Below are 22,764 nucleotides of genomic sequence, written 5' to 3' on the forward strand. Positions count from 1 at the left end.
TGTCAGCAGCCCCCTGGCACACTGCTTCTACGCCATCCGGCGAGGCTGCCGCCGCCCGGCTGCCGCCATTCAACGTCCGCCGTTGTCTTCGAGGAGCTGCACCGTGTCTACCGATCTGTCCCGTGTGATCTCGTGGTTCGAAATTCCCGCGCACGACCTGGAGCGTGCCGCCCGTTTTTACGAAACCGCCTTCGACACCGCGCTGCAGCGCGAGGTGGTCGGCGGCGTGCCGATGGCGCTGTTCGCTCACACCGATACGGAAACCGGCGGCTGCATCGTGTTCAATCCGCATGACGCCAAGCCCGACCCGAAGGGCGTGCTCGTGTATCTGAACGCGCAGCCATCGGTCACCGCCGTGCTCGACCGCGTGCAAAAAGCCGGCGGCAAGCAGCAAGGGCCAGCGGTGGAGTTGCCGAACAATTACGGCTATATCGGCTTCTTCATCGATACCGAAGGCAACCGCGTCGGTCTGCACGCGCCGAAGCTCGGCTAAGCCGCGGCCGGGCGCCACGCGCGCCCGGCGCTATCATCTGTGCTTATCCCAGTCACCGCGCCCGCCTTCGCGACTGCCCTGCCATGACCCGCCGTGCCGACCGCCTTTTTCGCATCGCCGAACTGCTGCGCGGCCGGCGTCTCACCACGGCGCAGCAGCTCGCAGAATGGCTCGAAGTTTCGCCGCGCACGGTTTATCGCGACGTGCGCGACCTGCAGCTCTCGGGCGTGCCGATCGAGGGCGAGGCGGGCATTGGCTACCGTCTCGCGCGCACCGCGAGTCTGCCGCCGCTCACCTTCACCGCCGACGAACTCACCGCGCTCGCGGTGGGCGCGCGCATGGCCGAATCGTGGGGCGGCGCGGCGCTCGCGAGCGGCGCACGCGGCGCGCTGGCGAAGATCGCCGCCGCGATGCCCGCGGAAAAGCGCGCCGTGCTGGAACGGCTTGCCGTGTTCGCGCCCGCGTATCACATGGATCACGCGTTTTCGGACAAGCTCGACGCGCTGCATCGCGCCGTCGACACGCGGCTCGTCGTGCGCTTCGCGTACTGCGACCGCATCGGCGCGCATACGCAGCGGCGCATCTGGCCGCTCGGGCTCGTGTACTGGGGCGCGCAATGGACCGTGGGCGCCTGGTGCGAAATGCGCGAGGACTTCCGCAACTTCAACATCGCGCGCATGGAGAACGTGGAAGTGCTCGAGCAGTTTCCCGATGTAAGCGGGCGGCGCCTCGCCGACTATCTGCGCCGCGTGAATGCGCCTTCGCTCTGAGCGCTCAGCACAGCCGCAAATGAAAAAGGCGCACATCGCTGCGCGCCTTTCGCGTGGGTCTGATGCGAGCCGCGCCTACTCCACCGCCTTCACCATCTCCTCGATCACCTTCTTCGCGTCGCCGAACACCATCATGGTTTTATCCATGTAGAAGAGTTCGTTGTCGAGGCCCGCGTAGCCCGCCGCCATCGAGCGCTTGTTCACGATGATCGTGCGCGCCTTGTACGCCTCGATGATCGGCATGCCCGCGATCGGCGACTTCGGATCGTTCTTCGCCGCCGGGTTCACCACGTCGTTCGCGCCGAGCACCAGCACCACGTCGGTCTGGCCGAACTCGTTGTTGATGTCCTCCATTTCGAACACCATGTCGTACGGCACCTCGGCTTCCGCGAGCAGCACGTTCATGTGGCCCGGCATGCGGCCCGCCACCGGGTGAATCGCGTAACGCACGTCCACGCCCTTCTCCACGAGTTTGTCCGTGAGTTCTTTCAGCGCATGCTGCGCGCGTGCCACCGCAAGGCCATAACCGGGGACGATCACCACGCTCTCGGCGTTGCCGAGCATGAACGCGGCGTCGTCAGCCGAACCCGACTTCACCGGACGCTGCTCCTGCGCGCCGCCTGCCGCCGCCGCACCCGCCTCGCCCCCGAAGCCGCCCAGCAGCACGTTGAAGAACGAGCGGTTCATCGCGTGGCACATGATGTACGAGAGGATCGCGCCGGAAGAGCCCACGAGCGACCCCGCGATGATCAGCATGGCGTTGTTCAGCGAAAAGCCGATTCCCGCCGCCGCCCAGCCCGAGTACGAGTTCAGCATCGACACGACCACGGGCATGTCCGCGCCGCCGATCGGGATGATGATGAGCACGCCCAGCGCGAACGCGATCAGCGTCATGATGATGAACGGCAGCCACGACTGCGTGAGGAAGAACAGGACGCCGAAGCCGATCATGCCGAGCGCGAGCATCAGGTTGATCAGATGCTGGCCCGGATAGACCACCGGCGCGCCCTGGAACAGGCGGAACTTGTACTTCCCGGAGAGCTTGCCGAAGGCGATCACGGAACCCGAGAAGGTGATCGCACCGACGAACGTACCGATAAAGAGTTCGATGCGGTTGCCGTACGGCAGGAAGCCCGGATACGGCGCGTCTTCTGCAACCAGTCCGAACGCGGCCGGTTCGGAGACCACCGCATACGCGATGCACACCGCCGCCAGACCGATCAGCGAGTGCATGGCCGCGACGAGTTCGGGCATCTTCGTCATCTCGACGCGCGCGGCGACGTACGCTCCGAGGCCGCCGCCCACCACGAGCGCCGCGAACAACAGCGCAAGCCCCAGGCCGAGGTTCGAGCCGAACTGTGCGGACTCCTTCACGATCAGCGCAAGGGTCGTGAGAATGGCGATGGCCATACCGACCATGCCGAACACGTTGCCGGCGCGCGCGCTCTTCGGATTCGACAGCCCCTTGAGCGCCTGGATGAAGCAGACCGACGCCACCAGATAAAGCAGCGTAACGACGTTCATACTCACGAAGTTCAGCCCCATCATGCGCCCTCCTTGCCGCCAGGGGCGGAGAGCTTTTTCGGCTCCTTCTTGCGGAACATCTCCAGCATTCGCCGTGTGACAAGGAACCCGCCGAACACGTTCACGGCCGCGAGCAGCACGGCGAAGGTGCCAAAGAACTTGCCCGGTCCGCCCACGGTCAGGCCCGTGGCGAGCATCGCGCCGACGATCACGATTGCGGAAATCGCGTTGGTCACGGCCATGAGCGGCGTATGCAGCGCGGGCGTGACGTTCCAGACCACGTGATAGCCCACGTACACGGCCAGCACGAAGATGATCAGGTTGATGACGGTATGGTTGATGACTTCCATTCTTGTTCTCCTCCTCGTCATGCCTTGCGCGTGACCTGGCCGTCGCGGGCCAACAGCGTGGCCGCGACGATGTCGTCCGCGAGATCGATGTTGAGCGTGGCTTCCTTCGTGACGATGAGCTTCAGGAAGTCGAGCAGGTTGCGCGCGTAGAGCGCGGAGGCGTCGGCGGCGACCATCGAGGCGAGGTTCGTGTAGCCGCAGATCTGCACGCCGTGGTGCGTCACCACCTTGTCGGCCTCCGTGAGCGGGCAGTTGCCGCCGCGTCGGCCGCTTGCCTCGTCGGCAACGGGACCGCGTCCTGCCGCGAGGTCGATCACCACCGACCCCGGCTTCATCGCCTGCACGGTTTCCGAAGGCAGCAGCGTCGGCGCGTCGCGGCCCGGAATCAGCGCGGTCGAGATGATGATGTCCGCCTGCTTCGCGCGCTCGTGCACCAGCGCCGACTGGCGCGTGAGCCACGACGGCGGCATGGGCCGGGCATAGCCGCCCACGCCGACGGCCGCTTCGCGCTCCTCATCGGTTTCGTAGGGTACGTCGAGGAATTTGCCGCCGAGCGACTCGATCTGCTCCTTGACGGCCGGGCGCACGTCCGAAGCCTCGATCACCGCGCCCAGGCGCCGCGCCGTGGCGATGGCCTGCAGGCCCGCCACGCCCGCGCCGAGAATCAGTACGCGCGCGGCTTTCACGGTGCCGGCGGCGGTCATGAGCATCGGCATGAAGCGCGGATAGAGGTTCGAGGCCACGAGCACCGCCTTGTACCCGGCGATGTTCGCCTGCGACGACAGCACGTCGAGGCTTTGCGCGCGCGTGGTGCGCGGCGCGGCTTCGAGCGCGAACGCCGTCACGCCTGCCTCGGCGAGTTTCGCGGCGTTTTCCGCATTAAAGGGATCGAGCATGCCGACCAGCACCGCGCCGCGCTTCATGAACGGCAATTCGCTGACGGTGGGCGACTGGACCTTGAGCACGAGGTCCGCGCCGAAGGCCATGGCCGCATCGGCGACCTGCGCGCCCACGGCCGTGTAGGCCTCGTCGGGATAGCTCGCGCCAGTGCCGGCGCCGGCCTGGATCGTAACCGTGTGGCCCTGGGCGACGTACTTCTTGACTGTCTCCGGCGTCGCGGCCACGCGGGTTTCGTTCGCCCGCGTCTCTGCGGGCACTCCGATATGCATCGTTGTTTCCTCCTCGACCTTCTTGTTCTAGCTGTTCTGGCTCGAATCGAGCGAAGGGAGGCCGACAAACGGCGTTCAAGCGCCGGCATCCATTGCAACGGCAAACGACGGCACCACTTTAACCGAAAGCAGCGACGCCTTTGTAGCGGGAATTGCCCGTTTTTGTGCGATGCACACAACACGCCGTGTCGTCCGACCGGACGGTCGGCAGTGCCAGCCGATCCGGGCAAGTGCCCTCTGGGGCCCGATCCGGCCCCGGGCAGCGTTCGCGCCGTCCCGGTAAAATACCGGCCCATGAATGAGGAAACCTGGGCACCCCACGTCACCGTGGCCGCGATCGTCGAGCGCGACGGGCGTTTTCTGCTCGTCGAGGAACACACGCCATCTGGACTGCGTCTGAACCAGCCCGCCGGCCATCTGGAAGCGGGCGAAACGCTGCACGAGGCCGTAGTGCGCGAAACGCTCGAGGAAACCGCACATGCGTTCACGCCCGAAGCGCTGGTCGGCGTGTACATGACGCACTTCGGCAAACCCGGCGAGAGCGGCGCGACGTACGTGCGCTTCACGTACTGCGGCAGAGTCGCAGCCGAGGCGGAAGACCGTGCGCTCGATCCGGATATCGTCCGCACGGTGTGGATGAGCGTTGACGAGATGCGCGCGGCAAGCGAGCGCCATCGCACGCCGCTCGTGATGCGCTGTGTCGACGATTACCTCGCCGGCAAGCGCGTGCCGCTGGATTTCATCCAGACGCACGCGACGGCACCGAAGGCAGCACCCAGGATGAACTAAGGCAGCAACGAAATGAGCAAACGTAAGGTCGTAGTAGGCATGTCGGGCGGCGTCGATTCGTCGGTTACCGCATGGCTGCTCAAGGAGCAGGGATTCGACGTCGTCGGTCTCTTCATGAAGAACTGGGAAGACGACGACGACGGCGAGTACTGCTCGACGCGTCAGGACTGGATCGACGTGGTGTCGGTCGCGGACCTGATCGGCATCGACGTCGAGGCCGTGAACTTCGCCGCCGAATACAAGGACCGCGTGTTCGCGGAGTTCCTGCGCGAGTATTCCGCGGGGCGCACGCCGAACCCGGACGTGCTGTGCAACGCCGAGATCAAGTTCAAGGCCTTTCTCGACCACGCCATGTCGCTCGGCGCGGAAACGATCGCCACGGGCCACTACGCGCGCGTGCGCCAGAACGAGGGCAACGGAAGCTTCGAACTGCTGAAGGCGCTCGACCACACGAAAGACCAGTCGTACTTCCTGCATCGCCTGAACCAGGCGCAGCTTTCGAAGACGATGTTCCCGCTCGGCGAGATCCCCAAAACGAAGGTGCGCGAGATCGCCGAAAAGATCGGCCTGCCGAACGCGAAAAAGAAGGATTCCACAGGAATCTGCTTCATCGGCGAGCGGCCGTTCCGCGACTTCCTCAACCGCTATCTGCCGACCCAACCCGGCCCGATGATGACGCCCGACGGCAAGGTGGTCGGCGAGCATATCGGCCTCGCGTTCTACACGTTCGGGCAACGCAAGGGCATTGGACTTGGCGGCAGCAAGGACGGCAGCGGCGATCCGTGGTTCGTGGCGGGCAAGGACATGGCCTCGAACACGCTCTACGTCGTGCAGGGCCACGATCATCCGTGGCTGCTCGCGCACGAGCTGCGCGCAGGCAACGTGAGCTGGGTGGCGGGCGAGCCGCCGGCGCAGGACCATGCATGCGGCGCGAAAACGCGCTATCGCCAGGCCGATGCGCCCTGCTCGTTCCATACCGCAGACGAATTCGGCGCGGGCCAGTTCACGCTGCGTTTTCCCGACGCGCAATGGGCCGTGACGCCCGGCCAGTCGGCGGTGCTCTACGACGGCGACGTTTGCCTGGGCGGCGGCATCATCGAGGCGGTAACGACACTCGCGCCGCACGTGCCCGCCGTGCTGCCGCCCGAAGCGCCGAAGAAAAGGAAGCGCGTCCCGCGCAAGAAGCCTGCTGCGGCGACGGCCGCGTGACGCAAGCTGCGTCAGGCAAAACGTAAGAAAACACCGCGCGGCGCCCTGGGCGCCGCGTTTTTTATCCGACTTTCGACGCCTCCCACAGGCCGCTCGAACGACACTGCCCGCTTGCCTGCCAGTTTCACGAACTTGCGGCATCATTCCCGCAAGCCGCGCCCAGCAATCGCGCGGCTCACGCGCGCCGCCCCTTCACAAGAGGAGAGCAGGCGCGCGCATTACATCAAGTTCGAGGAGTTCCCCCCAATGTTTTCCCGACGTTATCTCGCCATGTGGGGCGCGGTGCTGCTGCTCGCGGCCTGTGCCGCCGCTGCCGCGCTCCATCGCCTGTCGTGGTACTGCATGATCGTGCCCGCGCTGCTCGTCGCGCTCGGCCTCTACGACATGTTCCAGGAGCGCCACGCGATCCTGCGCAACTACCCGATCTGGGGTCATCTGCGCTTCCTGTTCGAGTTCGTGCGGCCCGAGATCCGCCAGTACTTCGTCGAGGACGACACCGACGAAAAGCCGTTCTCGCTCGCCCAGCGCAGCCTCGTCTACCAACGCGCGAAGAACGCTGTGGACAGCCGCCCGTACGGCACCGAACTCGACGTGAAGGCCGTGGGCCACGAGTGGATCAGCCATTCGCTCGCGCCGACGAAGCTCGCGGGCAGCGACTTCCGCGTGCTCGTGGGCGCCAACCGCGCGCAACCGTATTCGATGTCGATCTTCAACATCTCGGCGATGAGCTTCGGCGCGCTGTCCGCGAATGCCATCCGCGCGCTCAATATGGGCGCGAAGAAAGGCGGCTTCGCGCACGACACCGGCGAAGGCTCGATGTCGAAATATCACCGCGAAAATGGCGGCGACATCATCTGGGAGATCGCCTCGGGCTACTTCGGCTGCCGCAACGACGACGGCACCTTCAGCGCCGATAAATTCCAGCGCCTCGCGAACGAGCCGCAGGTGAAGATGATCGAGGTGAAGCTCTCGCAAGGCGCGAAGCCTGGCCACGGCGGCATGCTGCTCGCGGCCAAGGTCACGCCCGAGATCGCCGAAACGCGCGGCATTCCCATCGGCAAGGATTGCGTCTCGCCTGCGCGCCACTCGGAGTTCTCCACGCCGCGCGGCCTGCTCGAATTCATCGAGCGCCTGCGCAAGCTTTCGGGCGGCAAACCCACGGGCTTCAAGCTGTGCATCGGCCATCCGTGGGAGTTTTTCGGCATCGCCAAGGCGATGCTGGAAACCGGCATCCTGCCCGACTTCATCGTCGTGGACGGCGCGGAAGGCGGCACGGGCGCAGCGCCGCTCGAGTTCACCGATCACATCGGCACGCCCCTGCAGGAAGGGCTGCTTCTCGTGCACAACACGCTCGTGGGCATCGGCCTGCGCGACAAGATCAGGATCGGTGCGAGCGGCAAGATCATCACGGCGTTCGATATCGCGCGCACGCTCGCGATCGGCGCGGACTGGGTGAACTCGGCGCGCGGCTTCATGTTCGCCGTGGGCTGCATCCAGGCGCAGAAGTGCCACTCGGACCGCTGCCCCACCGGCGTCGCCACGCAAGACCCCGTGCGCCAGCGCGCGCTGAACGTGCCGGACAAGGGCGAGCGCGTCTTCAACTTCCACCACAACACGCTGCACGCGCTGCAGGAGCTGATTCAGGCCGCGGGTCTCGCGAGCCCATCGGATCTGCGCGCGCATCACATCGTGCGGCGCGTGTCGTCGTATGAAGTAAAGCTGATGTCGGAACTGCTCAAGTACCTCAAGCCCGGCGATCTGCTCGAAGGCCGCTATCGCTATCAGCTGTACGAGAAGTGGTGGCCGGTTGCACGCAGCGATTCGTTCGCGCCGGCCGAGGAAAAGATCGTCTGAGGAAGGCGATCCGCGGCTTGAACGAAAACGCCCGACGGCACATCATGCCGTCGGGCGTTTTGTTTAAGTCACGTCAGTTGCAGATGGACTGGACGTCAGCCTTGCGGCACCGTGTCGACGAACGATTGACGCTGCGAAAGCTTCTCGAAGTGGCGCGCGAGATTCGGATGCGCCTCGCGCCAGTTCAGCTCCGGCATGCGGAAGTCGAGATAGCCGAGTGCGCAGCCCACGGCAATATCCGCGATCGTGTAGCGGTTGCCCGCGCACCACGGGTTGCCGTCGAGCCCCTTGGCCATCGCGGCGAGGCTCTCGTGGATCTTGCGCTCCTGGCGCTTCACCCACGCCTCGTTGCGCTGTTCCGGCGTGCGCTGCGTGCCTTCGAGGCGGATCAGCACGGTGGCGTCGAGCATGCCGTCGGCGAGCGCCTCCCAGCAACGCACTTCAATGCGCTCACGTCCTGCGGGCGGGATGAGCTTGGCCACGGGCGAGAGCATGTCGACGTACTCGCAGATCACGCGCGAGTCGAACACGGCCTCGCCGTCGTCCATCACGAGACACGGAACCTTGCCGAGCGGGTTGAAATCGTGAATCGCCGTTTCCTCGCCCCACACGTTTTCGAGCACCAGCTTGTAGTCGATTTTCTTTTCGGCGAGCGTGATCCGCGCCTTGCGGACATACGGGCTGCCGAGCGAACCGATAAGTTTCATACCACCTGCCTTTTCTGGAATCCGGCCGAAGTATACGTTGGATTCGTAATTTTCTGACGCGCCGTCTGTTGCAGTGCAGGATTTTTCCTACAAATGATGTCAGCAAGAGACAACAGCCGGCCATAGCGGCGCGCGGGTCGGGTCACCGCGAGCCAGCGCGCGCCTTTGTAGCCAGCGCTACAATCTCACGATGGACTCGACCCTCAAGCAAAGCGCCCCGGCCGCCTCGAGCGAAGCCCAACCTGCGGCCAGCGTGGCCGACGCAGCCGACATGCAGCGCGGCCCCGACGGCGGCGCGGCGCTCTATCGCGCGCGCCGCGAACGTGTGCTTGCAGCGCTGCGTGCGCAGGGCGGCGGTGTCGCGCTCGTGCCGACCGCGCCCGAAGCGCTGCGCAACCGCGACGCGGACTATCCGTATCGGCACGACAGCTACTTCTACTACCTCACCGGCTTCACCGAGCCCGAGGCGCTGCTCGTGCTCGACGCGAACGCGGGCGAGAACCAGCCCGCCGCCATTCTGTTCTGCCGCGCGAAGAACGTTGAGCGCGAAACGTGGGAAGGCTTTCGCTTCGGCCCGGACGCCGCGCGCGAAGCGTTTGGCTTCGACGCCGCGTTTCCTGCCGACGAACTCGATGCGCGCACCCCGCAGTTCATCGCCAACCGTCCGGCGCTGCACTACGCGCTCGCGGCCTCCGATCGCTTCGACGCGCAGGTGAAGCGCTGGATCGACGCGGTGCGCGCGCAGGGGCGCAGCGGCGTCACGGCGCCGGCCGCCGCGTACGACCTGCTGCCGCTGCTCGACGACATGCGCGTGATCAAGGATGCGCACGAACTCGACACGATGCGCCGCGCCGCAAAAATTTCGGCGCTCGCGCACGCTCGCGCGATGCAGACATGCCGGCCCGGCATGCGCGAGTACGAAATCGAGGCGGAGTTGCTCTACACGTTCCGCAAGCACGGCGCGCAGGCGCCCGCCTACGGCTCGATCGTCGCGGCAGGCGCGAACGCGTGCGTGCTGCACTACCCAGCGGGCAACGCGGTGGCGCGCGAAGGCGACCTCGTGCTGATCGACGCCGCGTGCGAGTTGAACGGCTATGCCTCGGACATCACCCGCACCTTCCCCGCGAGCGGCCGCTTCACGAGCGCGCAACGCGAGCTGTACGACATCGTCCTCGCCGCGCAGCAGGCCGCGATCGACGCCACGCGCGCCGGCGTGAATTTCGAGGCGCCGCATGACGCCGCGGTGCGCGTACTCGCGCAGGGGCTGCTCGATACCGGCATCATCGACCGGCAGCGCTTTGCGAGCGTCGACGACGTGATTACCGAGCGCGCCTACGCGCGCTTCTATATGCATCGCACCGGGCACTGGCTCGGCATGGATGTGCACGACGCGGGCGACTACAGGGAACGCGGTGAACGCGGCGTTGCGGCAAGCACCGAAAAGCCCGACGCCCCGCCGCCGTGGCGCACGCTGCGCGCCGGCATGACGCTCACGATCGAGCCGGGTCTCTACATCCGCGCGGCCGAGGACGTGCCCGAGCGCTACTGGGACATCGGCATCCGCATCGAGGACGACGCCATCGTCACCGAAACGGGCTGCGAGCTGATCACGCGCGGCGTGCCCGTTGCCGCCGATGAAATCGAAGCGCTCATGCAGGGCGCGCAACGCGGCGCCTGACGCAGACGGAAACGCAGACGCGAAGATTCCACACGAAGCGAAGCAAACGACATGAACGCAGTTTCCGGCAGCGCGAACGACACTCCCACCGGCGCGAACGCGCCCGCTCAATTCGACCACGATGTGACGATCGTCGGCGCGGGGCCGGTAGGTCTCGCGCTCGCAGGTTGGCTCGCGCGGCGCAGCGCCACGCAAGGGCTCTCGATTGCGCTGATCGACGCGCGCGAACCCGAGGACAGCGCCGGCGATCCGCGCGCCATCGCCGTTTCGCAGGGCAGCCGCACGCTGCTCGAAGCGCTCGCGTGGCCGCACGACGCGACGCCCATCGAGCGCATCCATGTTTCGCAGCGCGGCCATTTCGGGCGCACGCTGATCGACCGCCACGATTACGATTTGCCCGCGCTCGGCTACGTGGCGCGCTACGGCGCGATCGTTCAGGCGCTTGCGCAGGCCGTGCGCGGCACGCGGGTGCACTGGCTGCATCACACGCAGGCGCACGATCCCGTCGTGGAGAACGACGGCGTGACGCTGCCGGTCGTGAGCGCGGGCGTCGAGCGCCATCTGCGCACGCGCATCCTCGTGAACGCCGAGGGCGGCCTGTATCGCACGCCGCCGCCACGCGACGCGCAAGACGATGCAGAAGAGGCCGACGAAGCCGATGCCAAGGCCGCACTGCCGGCCGCCGAAACCAAACGGACGCGCGACTACGGGCAAACGGCGCTGGTCGGCGTGGTGACGCTAGCTGCCCCGCAACCGCACGTCGCGTGGGAGCGCTTCACGAGCGAAGGCCCGATCGCGCTCCTGCCGATGGGCGGCGTGCGCGGCGCGGATTACGCGCTGGTGTGGTGCTGCTCCCCGGCGCAGGCCGAGCGCCGCGCGCAGCTTTCGGACGCCGATTTCCTCGCCGAACTCGGCGTGGCGTTCGGGGCGCGCATGGGCCGCTTCACGCATGTTCACGGCCGCGCGGCCTTTGCGCTCGGCCTGAACGCGCTCGACGCCCTCGTTTGCGGCCACGGCCGCATCGCGGCGGTCGGCAATGCGGCCCAAACACTGCATCCCGTGGCGGGCCAGGGTCTCAATCTCGGTCTGCGCGACGCCCACGCGCTCGCCGATTCGCTCGCGCAGCACGGTGCCACGCCGCGCGCACTCGCCGAGTTCGCCGGCCGTCGCGCGTTCGACCGCCGCATGACGATCGGCGCGACGGATACGCTCGCCCGCTTGTTCACCGTCGATTTCGGCCCACTCGCCACGCTGCGCGGGCTCGCGCTCACGGCGCTCGAATTCGCACCGCCCGTGAAGACGGCGCTCGCGCGGCAGATGATGTTCGGGCAGCGGAGTTGAGGCGAACTAAGGGTCGCATCGCTTTTCTTTGAGCGCGGCAACGCCGCCCCGGGACAAGACCAGGGTCCGCGCAGCGCGACCTCGCATCCCGCTTACGCTAAAATATGCGTTTCCCCTTTTTCAAGTTCACGCCGATCGCCGCGCCGGCCGGATTGCCATCCGGGTCGCGGTACCGGCCTCGCCCGCGCGTCATGTTCACTATCGGCCGTCACACCTTGCGTAACAACCTGTTCGTCGCCCCCATGGCGGGTGTCACGGACAGGCCGTTCCGCCAGCTGTGCAAGCGCCTCGGCGCGGGCTATGCGGTCTCCGAAATGGTCGCGTCCAACGCGCAGCTCTGGAAGAGCGAAAAGACCATGCGCCGCGCCAATCACGCGGGCGAAGTGGAACCCATTTCGGTGCAGATCGCCGGGGCGGATCCGGAAATGATGGCCGAAGCCGCGCGCTACAACGTCGCGAACGGCGCGCAGATCATCGACATCAATATGGGCTGCCCGGCCAAGAAGGTCTGCAACGTCGCGGCCGGCTCGGCGCTCTTGCAGAACGAGCCGCTCGTCGCGCGCATCGTCAAGGCCGTGGTCGACGCCGTGGGCGTGGGTCCCGACGCCGTGCCCGTCACGCTCAAGATCCGCACGGGTTGGGACCGCGACAACCGCAACGCACTTACCATCGCGCGCATTGCCGAAGAAAGCGGCATTGCCATGCTCACCGTGCATGGCCGCACGCGCGCCGATCTCTATCACGGTGAAGCGGAGTACGAAACGATTGCCGCGGTGAAGGCCGCCGCGCGCATTCCGGTGGTCGCGAACGGCGACATTACGTCGCCGCAAAAGGCGCGCGAGGTCCTCGCACTCACGGGCGCCGACGCCATCATGATCGGCCGCGCGGCGCAGGGGCGCCCGTGGCTGTTCCGCGAAATCGAGCATTTCCTGGCGACGGGCGAGCAGCTGCCGGCCCCGCGCGTAGACGAAATCCAGTCGATCATGAACGAGCATCTGGAGGACCACTACGCTTTTTACGGTGAATTTACGGGCGTGCGTACTGCGCGCAAGCATATCGGCTGGTACACTCGCGGCCTTTGCGGCGCCAATACGTTCCGGCACCGCATGAATACGCTGGACACCACGCGCGAGCAGCTCGTCGCCGTCAATCAGTTCTTCGACGAACAGAAGGCGCGCTCCGAGCGCCTCGTCTACGTCGACGACGAGAACAACGACAGCGACGGCAGCGACGAATCAACCGATCGACTGGCAGCATGAGCAAGCACAACATCGAACAATCCGTCCGCGAGAGCCTTGGCATCTACTTCCAGGACCTCGACGGCAGCAATCCGCACGACGTCTACGAAATGGTGATGGCGTGCGTCGAAAAACCGATGCTCGAGGTGGTGCTCGAGCAGGCAGGCGGCAATCAGTCGCTCGCCGCCGAGTATCTCGGCATCAACCGCAACACGCTGCGCAAGAAGCTCCAGCAGCACGGCCTGCTGTAACGCCGCTGCGTTTATCTGGACCTTCGGCGCAGCCCCCTCGATCTCTCGGCAATCTACCTCGTTACCCATCATGATCAGGCAAGCGCTCATCTCCGTTTCCGATAAGGCCGGCATCGTCGACTTCGCGAAGTCGCTGTCGGACCTCGGCGTCAAGATCCTCTCGACCGGCGGCACCGCGAAACTGCTCGCGGACGCGGGCCTTTCCGTCACCGAAGTGGCCGACTACACCGGCTTCCCGGAAATGCTCGATGGGCGCGTGAAAACGCTGCACCCGAAGGTGCACGGCGGCATCCTCGCGCGCCGCGACCTGCCCGAGCACATGGCCGCGCTCGAAAAGCACGACATCCCGACGATCGACCTGCTCGTCGTGAACCTCTACCCGTTCGTCCAGACGATCTCGAAGGAAGAGTGCTCGCTCGAAGACGCAATCGAGAACATCGATATCGGCGGCCCGACCATGCTGCGCTCGGCGGCGAAGAACCATCGCGACGTGACCGTGGTGGTCGACCCGGCCGACTACGCGTTGGTGCTGGAAGAAATGCGCGCGAACGGCAACAGCGTGAGCTACGCCACGAACTTCCGCCTCGCGACCAAGGTGTTCTCGCACACGGCGCAATACGACGGCGCGATCACGAATTACCTCACGAGCCTCACCGAAGCGCTCGAGCACAAGTCGCGCAACACCTACCCGGCCGTGCTGAACCTCGCGTTCGACAAGGTCCAGGACCTGCGCTACGGCGAAAACCCGCACCAGAGCGCCGCGTTCTACCGCGACCTCACGACGCCCGCCGGCGCGCTCGCGAACTACACGCAACTGCAGGGCAAGGAACTGTCGTACAACAACATCGCCGACTCGGACGCGGCATGGGAATGCGTGAAGACGTTCGATGCCCCGGCGTGCGTGATCATCAAGCACGCGAATCCGTGCGGCGTGGCGATCGGCGCGAACGCGCTCGAAGCCTACTCGAAGGCGTTCCAGACCGACCCGACCTCGGCGTTCGGCGGCATCATCGCGTTCAACCGCGAAGTGGACGAAGCCGCGGCGCAGGCTGTCGCCAAGCAGTTCGTCGAAGTGCTGATCGCGCCGTCGTTCTCGGAAGCCGCGAAGGCCGTGTTCGCCGCGAAGCAGAACGTGCGTCTGCTCGAGATCGCGTTGGGCGACGGCCATAACGCATTCGATCTGAAGCGCGTGGGCGGCGGCCTGCTCGTGCAATCGCTCGACGCGAAGAACGTGCAGCCGCACGAACTGCGCGTGGTGACGAAGCGCCACCCGACGCCGAAGGAAATGGACGACCTGCTGTTCGCATGGCGCGTCGCGAAGTTCGTGAAGTCGAACGCCATCGTGTTCTGCGCGAACGGCATGACGATGGGCGTCGGCGCGGGCCAGATGAGCCGCGTGGACTCGGCGCGCATCGCCAGCATCAAGGCCGAAAACGCGGGCCTCAAGCTCGCGGGCACGGCAGTCGCCTCGGACGCGTTCTTCCCGTTCCGCGATGGCCTCGACGTGGTGGTGAACGCGGGCGCGACCTGCGTGATCCAGCCGGGCGGCTCGATGCGCGACGACGAAGTGATCGCCGCCGCCGACGAGCACAACATCGCGATGGTGATGACGGGCATCCGCCACTTCCGTCACTGATCTTCGCCGCACTGGTTGCGTGCGGCGCGTCACCTGCACGTGACGCGTCGCTTGTGCAAAGCCCGCCGGACTTGCGTCTCGCGGGCTTTTTCTTTGCGCGGCGCGCCTCGTTCGCCCGCGCCTTCAAGGCTCGCGGCATCTGTGCCGTTCGTTGTACCATCGCAGGCACATCCGTCTTCCCCGCATTTCATGAGAATTCTCGGCATCGACCCCGGCTTGCGCGTCACCGGCTTCGGCGTGATCGAACGTCACGGCCATCAGCTCACGTACGTCGCAAGCGGCGTCATCCGCACCGCCGATGCCGATCTGCCCACGCGCCTCGGCACCATCTTCGAGGGCGTTTCCACGCTGATCCGTCAGCACGCGCCCGACCAGGCCGCAATCGAAAAGGTCTTCGTCAACGTCAATCCGCAGTCGACCCTGCTGCTTGGGCAAGCGCGCGGCGCGGCCATCTGCGGGCTGGTGTCGGGCGGCGTACCGGTGGCCGAGTACACCGCGCTGCAGCTCAAGCAGGCCGTGGTGGGCTACGGACGCGCGACCAAGGAACAGATGCAGCAGATGGTCGTGCGCCTGCTCGCCCTCACCGGCACGCCCGGCACCGACGCCGCCGACGCGCTCGGCATGGCGATCTGCCACGCGCACGGCGGCGACGCCCTCGCCACGCTCGGCGGGCTCGCGCCTGCGCTCGCGAAGAAGGGCATGCGGGTACGCCGCGGACGGTTGATAGGCTGAATACGTGGCCGATGCGCCTGGCCGGGCGGCGAACGTTCGGGCCGCGCGCTCCGGACTGCCCTGCCCTCCGCTACACTCTTGAGCTTTCCCTCATCACAGAACCCGCCATGATCGGTCGCATTGCCGGCGTATTGCTGGAAAAGAACCCGCCGCACCTGCTCATCGACTGCAACGGCGTCGGCTACGAAGTCGACGTGCCGATGAGCACGTTCTACAACCTGCCCGGCACCGGCGAGAAAATCGTGTTGCTCACGCAGATGATCGTGCGCGAAGACGCGCATCTGCTCTTCGGCTTCGGCTCGCATGAGGAGCGCTCGACGTTTCGCGAGCTGCTCAAGATCAGCGGCATCGGTGCACGCATGGCGCTCGCCGTGCTTTCCGGCATGAGCGTGAATGACCTCGCGCAAGCGGTCACGCAGCAGGACGCGGCGCGTCTCACGCGCGTGCCCGGCATCGGCAAGAAAACGGCCGAGCGCCTGCTGCTCGAACTCAAGGGCAAGCTCGGCGCGGACCTCGGCGCAATGGCCGCCGCCGCTTCGCCTTCCGACCACGCGAACGACATCCTCAACGCGCTGCTTGCGCTCGGCTATTCGGAGAAGGAAGGGCTGGCCGCGATCAAGAACGTGCCCGCCGGCACCGGCGTTTCGGAAGGCATCAAGCTCGCGCTCAAGGCGCTCTCCAAGGCCTGATCGCCCACGCGCACGCTCGAGGCGTGCTGTTAGTTGCGGTGCCATCGTGATGACCGGGACGGCCCCGCCGCCGCAGAGTCTGCGCGGTACAATCGCTGCATGATCGAAACCGACAAACTCGCCGCCAACCACGCCGGCGCCGACCGCGTGATCGCCGCCACGCCCGCCTCGACTCACGAGGAAGCGTTCGAACGCGCGTTGCGCCCGCGCCAGCTCGACGAATATGTCGGCCAGGAAAAGGTGCGCGGCCAGCTGGAGATCTTCATCGAGGCTGCGAAGCGCCGGTCCGAACCGCTCGACCACGTGCTGTTGTTCGGCCCGCCGGGCCTCGGCAAGACCACGCTCGCGCATATCATCGCGCGCGAAATGGGGGTCAATCTGCGGCAGACGTCGGGCCCCGTGCTGGAGCGCGCGGGCGATCTCGCGGCCCTGCTCACCAACCTCGAAGCCAACGACGTGCTCTTCATCGACGAAATTCACCGGCTCTCGCCGGTCGTCGAGGAAATCCTGTATCCGGCGCTCGAGGACTACCAGATCGACATCATGATCGGCGAAGGACCGGCCGCGCGCAGCGTGAAGCTCGACCTCCAGCCGTTCACGCTGGTGGGCGCGACCACGCGCGCGGGCATGCTCACGAACCCGCTGCGCGACCGCTTCGGCATCGTCTCGCGCCTCGAGTTCTACAACGCGGGCGAACTCTCGCGCATCGTGCAGCGCTCGGCTTCGCTGCTCGGCGCGCAGATCCACCCGGACGGCGCGCTGGAAATCGCACGCCGCTCGCGCGGCACGCCGCGTATCGCCAACCGCCTGCTGCGCCGCGTGCGCGACTACGCGGAGGTGAAGGCCGACGGCGCGATCACCGCGAAGGTCGCCGACGCTGCGCTGCGCATGCTCGACGTCGATCCCGTGGGCTTCGACCTGATGGACCGCAAGCTGCTCGAAGCCATCCTGCACAAGTTCGACGGCGGTCCGGTAGGCGTGGACAACCTTGCCGCCGCCATCGGCGAGGAACGCGACACGATCGAGGACGTGCTCGAACCGTACCTGATCCAGCAAGGCTATCTGCAGCGCACGCCGCGCGGGCGCGTAGCCACGCAACTGAGCTACCGCCACTTCGGCCTCACGGTGCCGGACGACGCGTCGGCGGGCGGCGACTGGGAACCGGACGCGTCGTAGGGCGCGCAAGCCCCAACGCAGCGCGAGCGAGAGCACGATGTCCGATCACGCCGGCCTTCCTCCCAACGCGCCTGAACCGACCGGCCTTGCCGGTCAGCTCGTGCGCCGCCTGCGCATGACGCTCGCCGAAAACATCACGCATCTCACCACGGGCAGCGGCCCGAAACTCGATTACTCGAATCCGCCCGGCGACCCGGGCCTCTTCGGCCCCGACGCCGTTTGCTGGAAAGTCCATGCCGATTTCGCCGCGATGATGGCGGGCGGCGTCAGCGCGCTGCTGCTGCAGGCGCTGCATCCGCTCGCGCTCGCCGGTGTGTGGGACCATTCGACCTTTCGCATCGACATCCTCGGGCGGCTGCGGCGCACCGCGACCTTCATCGCCGGCACGACTTACGGCAGCCGCGCCGACGCGCTGGCGCTGATCGAACGCGTCAAACGGATCCACCTCGCCGTGACGGGCACCGCACCCGATGGCCGTCCCTATCGCGCGAGCGATCCTGCGCTGCTGACCTGGGTGCACGTGGCCGAAGTTTCGAGTTTTATCGGCGCGTATTTGCGCTTCGTGAATCCCGCGCTGCCCGGTGAGATGCAGGATCAGTACTACGCCGAAGTCGCGCGCATTGCCGAACTGCTCGGCGCTGCGAAGGTGCCGCGCTCGCGCGCCGAAATCGCTGCGTATCTGCAATCGATGCAGCCCGAACTCGTCGCGAGCGACCGCACGTTCGAAGTGGTGCGCGTACTCATGCAAGCGCCCGCGCCGCGCCCGGGGATGCGCCCCGCTAGCGCGCTGATCAGGAACGCAGGCATCGACCTGTTGCCGCCCTTTGCGCAGCAGATGCTCGGCTTCGACTCGTTCGCCTTCGCGCGCCGCGCCATGGTCCAGCCCGGCATGCTCGCCGTCGCGCCGGTCTTGCGCTGGGCGCTCGTCAACGGCGTCTCGAAACGCGCGCGGCGGCGGGCCGCGGCGCAAGCCGCGAAATAAGCGCTACGGAATAAAAAACGGCCAACCCTGCGCAGGTTGGCCGTTTCATGTGCGGCGCGCCGAAGCGGCTGCGCGCGACCGCGTGCTTACATCTTCACCACGTCGAGCAGCGTTTTCTTGCCGCCCTTGTAGTTGTAGAGCGAGATCACGCCGTGCTTGAGGTCGCCCTTCGAATCGAAGGTCGTCTCGCCAATCACACCCTTGTAGTCGGTGCCCGGGATCTGCGCGAGGATCTTCGCGTGGTCGATGGAGTTCGCGCGCTTCATCGCGTCGACGACGATGTACACCGCGTCATACGTGAACGGCGCATCGAATTCGATCGGGTGACCGAAGCGCTTTTGGTACTTCGCCGCGAACGCCGCGCCGCCGTTCATACGCTCGACCGCCATGCCGGCCTGCGAGCAGACGATATTGTCCGTCGCCGCGCCCGCGAGGTCCGCGAGGCTTTCCGTGCACACGCCGTCGCCCGACAGCACTTTCGCGCGCAGACCGAGCTGGCGGGCCTGCTTTGCGAACGGGCCGCCCGTGGCGTCCATGCCGCCGTACATGATGGCGTCGGGGTTCTCGCCCTTGATCTTCGTGAGGATCGCGCGGAAATCGACGGCCTTGTCGTTGGTCGCGTCGTGCGAGAGCACCTTCATGCCGAGCGACTTCGCCGTCTTCTCGAACTCGTTCGCGAGGCCCTGGCCATAGGCGGTCGAGTCGTCGACCACAGCCACGGTCTTCACGTTCAGGCTCTTGGCCGCATAATCGGCGAGCGCAGGGCCTTGCTGGGCGTCGGTCGCGACCACGCGGTACGTGGTCTTGAAGCCCTGCTGCGTGTACGAAGGATTGGTCGACGACGGCGAGATCTGCACGATTCCGGCGTCGCTGTAGATCTTCGATGCCGGGATCGACGCGCCCGAGTTCAAATGGCCGATCACCGCCACGACCTTGTCGTCTACCAGCTTCTGCGCGACCTGGGTGGCCTGGCGCGGGTCGGCGGCGTCGTCCTGAGCGTCGAGCGCGAGCGTGATCTTCTGGCCGTCGATCGTCAGGCCCTTGGCATTGATTTCCTCGATGGCGAGGCGCGCGCCGTTCTCGTTGTCCTTGCCGAGGTGGGCCGAACCGCCCGTGAGCGGACCGACGTGGCCGATCTTGACGACCTGGTCGGCCGACGCCGTGTTGCTGGCCGACAGCGCTGCGAGCGCCATGACCGCTGCGCTCACCGGCAGCAGCTTGTGAAGCTTGAACGTCATTGGACTTTCTCCTGCGTGTTTTCTTGGAATACCCGTACCTTCGGCACGCGGCCTCACGCTTGTCATGCGCGCGCGTCCCTCTTCAACGCAGGGCCGGGCCTGGAGCCCGGTGGCCAGCGCGCCCAAAGGTAGGGCAAATGTTAGCAGGACGCTTAACTTTGTGGTTGGGCTTTAGAAAGAAGCCGCAAGCAAGCGGAAAGGAAATCGATCGGGCCGTGGCGTTGGCGAGGCACACGAGCGACGCTGGGAGGGGAAGACAGGAAGAACAGGACAGCGCGGCCAGGCCCCGCGCTGCCAAAAATGTACGTTAGCGCCCCGCCTCGGGCGTGCGTTTGAAGCCGTCGTCGGCGCTGACGCCGCCCAGATGCACCACGTCGCCCCATGCGACGACGCGCGCCTGCGTCACGTACTCGCCGCGTTCGAAATCGACGACGTTGACGCTCGTGTTGAGGAGCGACCACGCGCGCGGCGCGTCCAGTGCGAGGCCGTTCGCGAAGCGGTACACGCAGTCGAGCACGCCGCCGTGCGCGACACACGCAATACGGCCGCCCGGGTGCCTGGCCAGGATCGGCTCGAGCGCGTGCAGCACACGGTGGTAGAACTCGCGCTGCGACTCGCCTTCCGGCGGCGCAAAGCCTGGGTCACGCGTTTGCCAGTGCGCGTACTCGTCCGGAAAGCGCTCGGCGATTTCGTCGCTGCCGTGGCCCTGAAACGCGCCATAGTTGCGCTCGCGCAGCCCTTCGGTGAGTTGAATCGGCAGACCCAGGGCTTCGGCAATGGGCTGTGCCGTCTGTTGCGCGCGCAACAAATCGCTCGACCAGATTGCGTCGAGCCGAGCACCCGATTGCACTTCGTTCGCGAGCCGGGCGCCGAGTTGTTGCGCCTGCGTGAGGCCGCTTTCCGCGAGCGGAATGTCAATATGGCCCTGGATGCGCTTGATGCGGTTCCAGTCCGTTTCGCCGTGGCGGATAAAGAGAATTTCCGTGTTCATAGTCAAAAGCGCATGGTTCAGTTGCGCACTTGCAGCCAGAACGTGACAGGGCCGTCGTTGACGAGCGACACCTGCATGTCGGCGCCGAACTCGCCGGTCTCGACGCTCGTATGCTTCTCGCGCGCGGCGGCGACGAAATAATCGAACAGACGCCGCCCCTCATCGGGCGGCGCGGCCGGCGTGAAGCTCGGACGCAAACCGCTGTTCGTGTCGGCCGCCAGCGTGAACTGCGAGACGAGCAGCAGGCCGCCTGCGGTGCCGTTGCCGTCGATATTCTGCACGCTCAGGTTCATCTTGCCCGCCGCGTCGCTGAACACGCGGTAGCCGAGCAGCTTCGCGAGCAGCTTGTCGGCGTTCGCCTCGGTGTCGCCGCGCTCGGCGCAAACCAGCGCGAGCAGCCCCTGGCCGATCGCGCCGGTCACGCGCTCGCTGCCGCCGTCCGCCACGCGCACTTCGGCGCGGCGCACGCGCTGGATCAGCGCAATCATGCCGTGAGCGTCACGCGCGCAAAGCGGCGCTTGCCCACCTGCACGACGAACTCGCCCGCTTCGACCTTGAGGCCCTTGTCGGAGACGGTGGCGCCGTCGATCTTCACACCGCCCTGCTCGATGTTGCGCAGCGCTTCGCTCGTGGACGGCACGAGCCCCGCCTGCTTGAGCAACTGGCCGATGGCGAGGGGCGCGCCCGCGAGCGTGATCGACGGAATGTCGTCCGGCACGCCGCCCTTGGCGCGATGGTTGAAGTCTTCGAGCGCGCGCTCGGCGTCGGCCTGCGAGTGAAAGCGCGCGACGATTTCCTGCGCGAGCAGCACCTTGAAGTCGCGCGGGTTGCGGCCCGCTTCGATTTCGCGCTTGAACCCTTCGATTTCGTCCATCGGACGGAACGAGAGCAGCGTGAAGTAACGCCACATCAGCACGTCGGAAATGCTCATGAGCTTGCCGAACATGTCGTTGGGCTTCTCGCTGATGCCAATGTAGTTGTTCTTCGACTTCGACATCTTCTCGACGCCGTCGAGGCCTTCGAGCAGCGGCATCGTGAGAATGCACTGCTGCTCCTGGCCGTACTGCTTCTGCAGTTCGCGGCCAACGAGCAGGTTGAACTTCTGGTCCGTGCCGCCGAGCTCGAGGTCCGCATTGAGCGCGACCGAGTCGTAGCCCTGCATGAGCGGATACAGGAATTCGTGGATCGAAATGGGCACGCCGCTCTGGAAGCGCCTGGTGAAGTCCTCGCGCTCGAGAATACGCGCCACCGTGTAGCGCGACGCGAGCTTGATCATGCCGTCGGCGCCGAGCGGCATCGACCATTCGCTGTTGTAGCGAATTTCGGTCTTTTCGCGGTCGAGCACGAGCGCGGCCTGCTCGAAATACGTTTTCGCGTTCGATTCGATCTGCTCGCGTGTGAGCGGCGGGCGCGTGGCGTTGCGGCCCGACGGGTCGCCGATGAGCGAAGTGAAGTCGCCGATCAGGAAGATCACGTTGTGGCCGAGATCCTGCAGCTGGCGCATCTTGTTGAGCACGACCGTATGGCCGATGTGGATGTCGGGCGCGGTCGGGTCGAGGCCGAGCTTGATGCGCAGCGGCTTGCCGGTGGCCGCGCTGCGGGCGAGCTTCTGCTCGAATTCTTCTTCGATCAGCAGTTCGTCCACGCCGCGCTTCGTGACGGCGAGCGCGTGACGGACTTCGTCGGTGACCGGAAAGGCGTCTTTTGCGCCGGTGCTGGCGCCGTTGCTGGAGGTGGACTCGTTGCTCATGCTTCGATCGGTTCTGTCGTTAAGTCTGGGTCTAGGCCGCAATTTTACGTGATTCGACTCGCCGGGCCGAGGTTTGCGGTTTGTGCGCGCGAAGCCAGGCTGCACCGCCCTCGGAACGGGAATTGGGTGCCAGACTCGCCTGCGCCGGTGCGTAGTCAGCCGTTCGGCTTACGCTCGAGACGCATTACGCCGATAAT

General features: G+C 66.1%; 21 protein-coding genes and 1 pseudogene. 14 read left to right on the top strand and 8 right to left on the bottom strand.

The window, feature by feature from the left end; genetic code table 11:
* Window positions 1-103: 103 nt before the first annotated feature.
* Together ACOJB8_RS24855 and ACOJB8_RS24860 are read left to right on the top strand one after the other, a co-directional pair.
* On the top strand, window positions 104-493 hold the full coding sequence (locus tag ACOJB8_RS24855) for a VOC family protein (RefSeq protein ID WP_028201975.1): 390 nt from the start codon (window positions 104-106) through the stop codon (window positions 491-493).
* A 77-nt stretch (window positions 494-570) separates the two neighbouring features.
* Window positions 571-1,263, top strand: a pseudogene (locus ACOJB8_RS24860) (helix-turn-helix transcriptional regulator); the annotation flags it as partial.
* Between the two features lie 75 nt (window positions 1,264-1,338).
* Here the strand turns inward: ACOJB8_RS24860 and ACOJB8_RS24865 are convergent.
* The 3 genes from ACOJB8_RS24865 to ACOJB8_RS24875 are packed head-to-tail and all read right to left on the bottom strand — an operon-like array spanning window position 1,339 to window position 4,306.
* Window positions 1,339-2,793: an NAD(P)(+) transhydrogenase (Re/Si-specific) subunit beta gene (locus ACOJB8_RS24865; protein WP_368605699.1), complete on the bottom strand. Its 1,455-nt coding sequence runs from the start codon at window positions 2,791-2,793 to the stop codon at window positions 1,339-1,341.
* A 14-nt stretch (window positions 2,794-2,807) separates the two neighbouring features.
* On the bottom strand, window positions 2,808-3,137 hold the full coding sequence (locus tag ACOJB8_RS24870) for an NAD(P) transhydrogenase subunit alpha part 2 (protein ID WP_342947662.1): 330 nt from the start codon (window positions 3,135-3,137) through the stop codon (window positions 2,808-2,810).
* Between the two features lie 17 nt (window positions 3,138-3,154).
* Window positions 3,155-4,306: a Re/Si-specific NAD(P)(+) transhydrogenase subunit alpha gene (locus ACOJB8_RS24875; RefSeq protein WP_475014831.1), complete on the bottom strand. Its 1,152-nt coding sequence runs from the start codon at window positions 4,304-4,306 to the stop codon at window positions 3,155-3,157.
* Between the two features lie 294 nt (window positions 4,307-4,600).
* On the opposite strand from ACOJB8_RS24875, the gene ACOJB8_RS24880 reads away from it, so the two are divergent.
* From ACOJB8_RS24880 to ACOJB8_RS24890, 3 genes are all read left to right on the top strand, one after another.
* Window positions 4,601-5,095: an NUDIX hydrolase gene (locus tag ACOJB8_RS24880; protein WP_368727224.1), complete on the top strand. Its 495-nt coding sequence runs from the start codon at window positions 4,601-4,603 to the stop codon at window positions 5,093-5,095.
* Between the two features lie 12 nt (window positions 5,096-5,107).
* Window positions 5,108-6,304 (top strand): tRNA 2-thiouridine(34) synthase MnmA, encoded by a 1,197-nt coding sequence (mnmA, locus tag ACOJB8_RS24885; protein ID WP_368605669.1) that lies wholly within the window; start codon window positions 5,108-5,110, stop codon window positions 6,302-6,304.
* A 246-nt stretch (window positions 6,305-6,550) separates the two neighbouring features.
* Window positions 6,551-8,158 (top strand): FMN-binding glutamate synthase family protein, encoded by a 1,608-nt coding sequence (locus tag ACOJB8_RS24890; RefSeq protein WP_342947658.1) that lies wholly within the window; start codon window positions 6,551-6,553, stop codon window positions 8,156-8,158.
* A gap of 95 nt (window positions 8,159-8,253) precedes the next feature.
* On the opposite strand, the gene ACOJB8_RS24895 is transcribed toward ACOJB8_RS24890, so the two are convergent.
* On the bottom strand, window positions 8,254-8,865 hold the full coding sequence (locus ACOJB8_RS24895; protein ID WP_069268450.1) for a glutathione S-transferase C-terminal domain-containing protein: 612 nt from the start codon (window positions 8,863-8,865) through the stop codon (window positions 8,254-8,256).
* A gap of 271 nt (window positions 8,866-9,136) precedes the next feature.
* Here ACOJB8_RS24895 and ACOJB8_RS24900 point away from each other — a divergent pair, with 271 nt between their 5' ends.
* From ACOJB8_RS24900 to ACOJB8_RS24940, 9 genes are all read left to right on the top strand, one after another.
* Complete coding sequence (locus ACOJB8_RS24900; RefSeq protein ID WP_475014857.1) at window positions 9,137-10,543, top strand: aminopeptidase P N-terminal domain-containing protein; 1,407 nt, start codon at window positions 9,137-9,139, stop codon at window positions 10,541-10,543.
* Between the two features lie 51 nt (window positions 10,544-10,594).
* Window positions 10,595-11,884 (top strand): UbiH/UbiF/VisC/COQ6 family ubiquinone biosynthesis hydroxylase, encoded by a 1,290-nt coding sequence (locus tag ACOJB8_RS24905; RefSeq protein ID WP_368683740.1) that lies wholly within the window; start codon window positions 10,595-10,597, stop codon window positions 11,882-11,884.
* 191 nt (window positions 11,885-12,075) lie between these two features.
* Window positions 12,076-13,143, top strand: a complete 1,068-nt coding sequence (dusB, locus tag ACOJB8_RS24910) for a tRNA dihydrouridine synthase DusB (protein WP_342947656.1) — start codon at window positions 12,076-12,078, stop codon at window positions 13,141-13,143.
* Window positions 13,140-13,373 carry a Fis family transcriptional regulator gene (locus tag ACOJB8_RS24915; protein WP_028216158.1) on the top strand — a complete coding sequence of 78 codons (234 nt, stop codon included), beginning with the start codon at window positions 13,140-13,142 and terminating at the stop codon, window positions 13,371-13,373. The genes dusB and ACOJB8_RS24915 overlap by 4 nt, the downstream gene beginning before the upstream one ends.
* Window positions 13,374-13,443: 70 nt before the next feature.
* Window positions 13,444-15,009, top strand: coding sequence for a bifunctional phosphoribosylaminoimidazolecarboxamide formyltransferase/IMP cyclohydrolase (gene purH / locus ACOJB8_RS24920; protein ID WP_475014834.1), 1,566 nt, complete (start codon window positions 13,444-13,446; stop codon window positions 15,007-15,009).
* A gap of 189 nt (window positions 15,010-15,198) precedes the next feature.
* The gene (gene ruvC / locus ACOJB8_RS24925) at window positions 15,199-15,741 is read left to right on the top strand and encodes a crossover junction endodeoxyribonuclease RuvC (protein WP_028201962.1); all 543 of its coding nucleotides are present in this window, start codon (window positions 15,199-15,201) and stop codon (window positions 15,739-15,741) included.
* A gap of 107 nt (window positions 15,742-15,848) precedes the next feature.
* Entirely contained in the window at window positions 15,849-16,430 is a 582-nt protein-coding gene (ruvA, locus tag ACOJB8_RS24930; RefSeq protein WP_069268447.1) for a Holliday junction branch migration protein RuvA, read from the top strand.
* Between the two features lie 99 nt (window positions 16,431-16,529).
* Window positions 16,530-17,606 (top strand): Holliday junction branch migration DNA helicase RuvB, encoded by a 1,077-nt coding sequence (gene ruvB / locus ACOJB8_RS24935; RefSeq protein ID WP_406953081.1) that lies wholly within the window; start codon window positions 16,530-16,532, stop codon window positions 17,604-17,606.
* Window positions 17,607-17,643: 37 nt separating this feature from the next.
* Window positions 17,644-18,588: an oxygenase MpaB family protein gene (locus ACOJB8_RS24940; protein ID WP_475014836.1), complete on the top strand. Its 945-nt coding sequence runs from the start codon at window positions 17,644-17,646 to the stop codon at window positions 18,586-18,588.
* 86 nt (window positions 18,589-18,674) lie between these two features.
* Here ACOJB8_RS24940 and ACOJB8_RS24945 read toward each other — a convergent pair whose 3' ends face one another.
* From ACOJB8_RS24945 to tyrS, 4 genes are all read right to left on the bottom strand, one after another.
* The gene (locus ACOJB8_RS24945; protein WP_368727218.1) at window positions 18,675-19,826 is read right to left on the bottom strand and encodes a branched-chain amino acid ABC transporter substrate-binding protein; all 1,152 of its coding nucleotides are present in this window, start codon (window positions 19,824-19,826) and stop codon (window positions 18,675-18,677) included.
* Window positions 19,827-20,133: 307 nt separating this feature from the next.
* On the bottom strand, window positions 20,134-20,817 hold the full coding sequence (locus tag ACOJB8_RS24950; protein WP_475014838.1) for a histidine phosphatase family protein: 684 nt from the start codon (window positions 20,815-20,817) through the stop codon (window positions 20,134-20,136).
* Between the two features lie 17 nt (window positions 20,818-20,834).
* Window positions 20,835-21,305, bottom strand: a complete 471-nt coding sequence (gene dtd, locus ACOJB8_RS24955; protein WP_342947651.1) for a D-aminoacyl-tRNA deacylase — start codon at window positions 21,303-21,305, stop codon at window positions 20,835-20,837.
* Entirely contained in the window at window positions 21,302-22,567 is a 1,266-nt protein-coding gene (gene tyrS, locus ACOJB8_RS24960; protein ID WP_342947650.1) for a tyrosine--tRNA ligase, read from the bottom strand. The genes dtd and tyrS overlap by 4 nt, the downstream gene beginning before the upstream one ends.
* Between the last annotated feature and the right edge of the window lie 197 nt (window positions 22,568-22,764).

It is taken from the genome of Paraburkholderia sp. BR10141 (genome assembly GCF_056155635.1).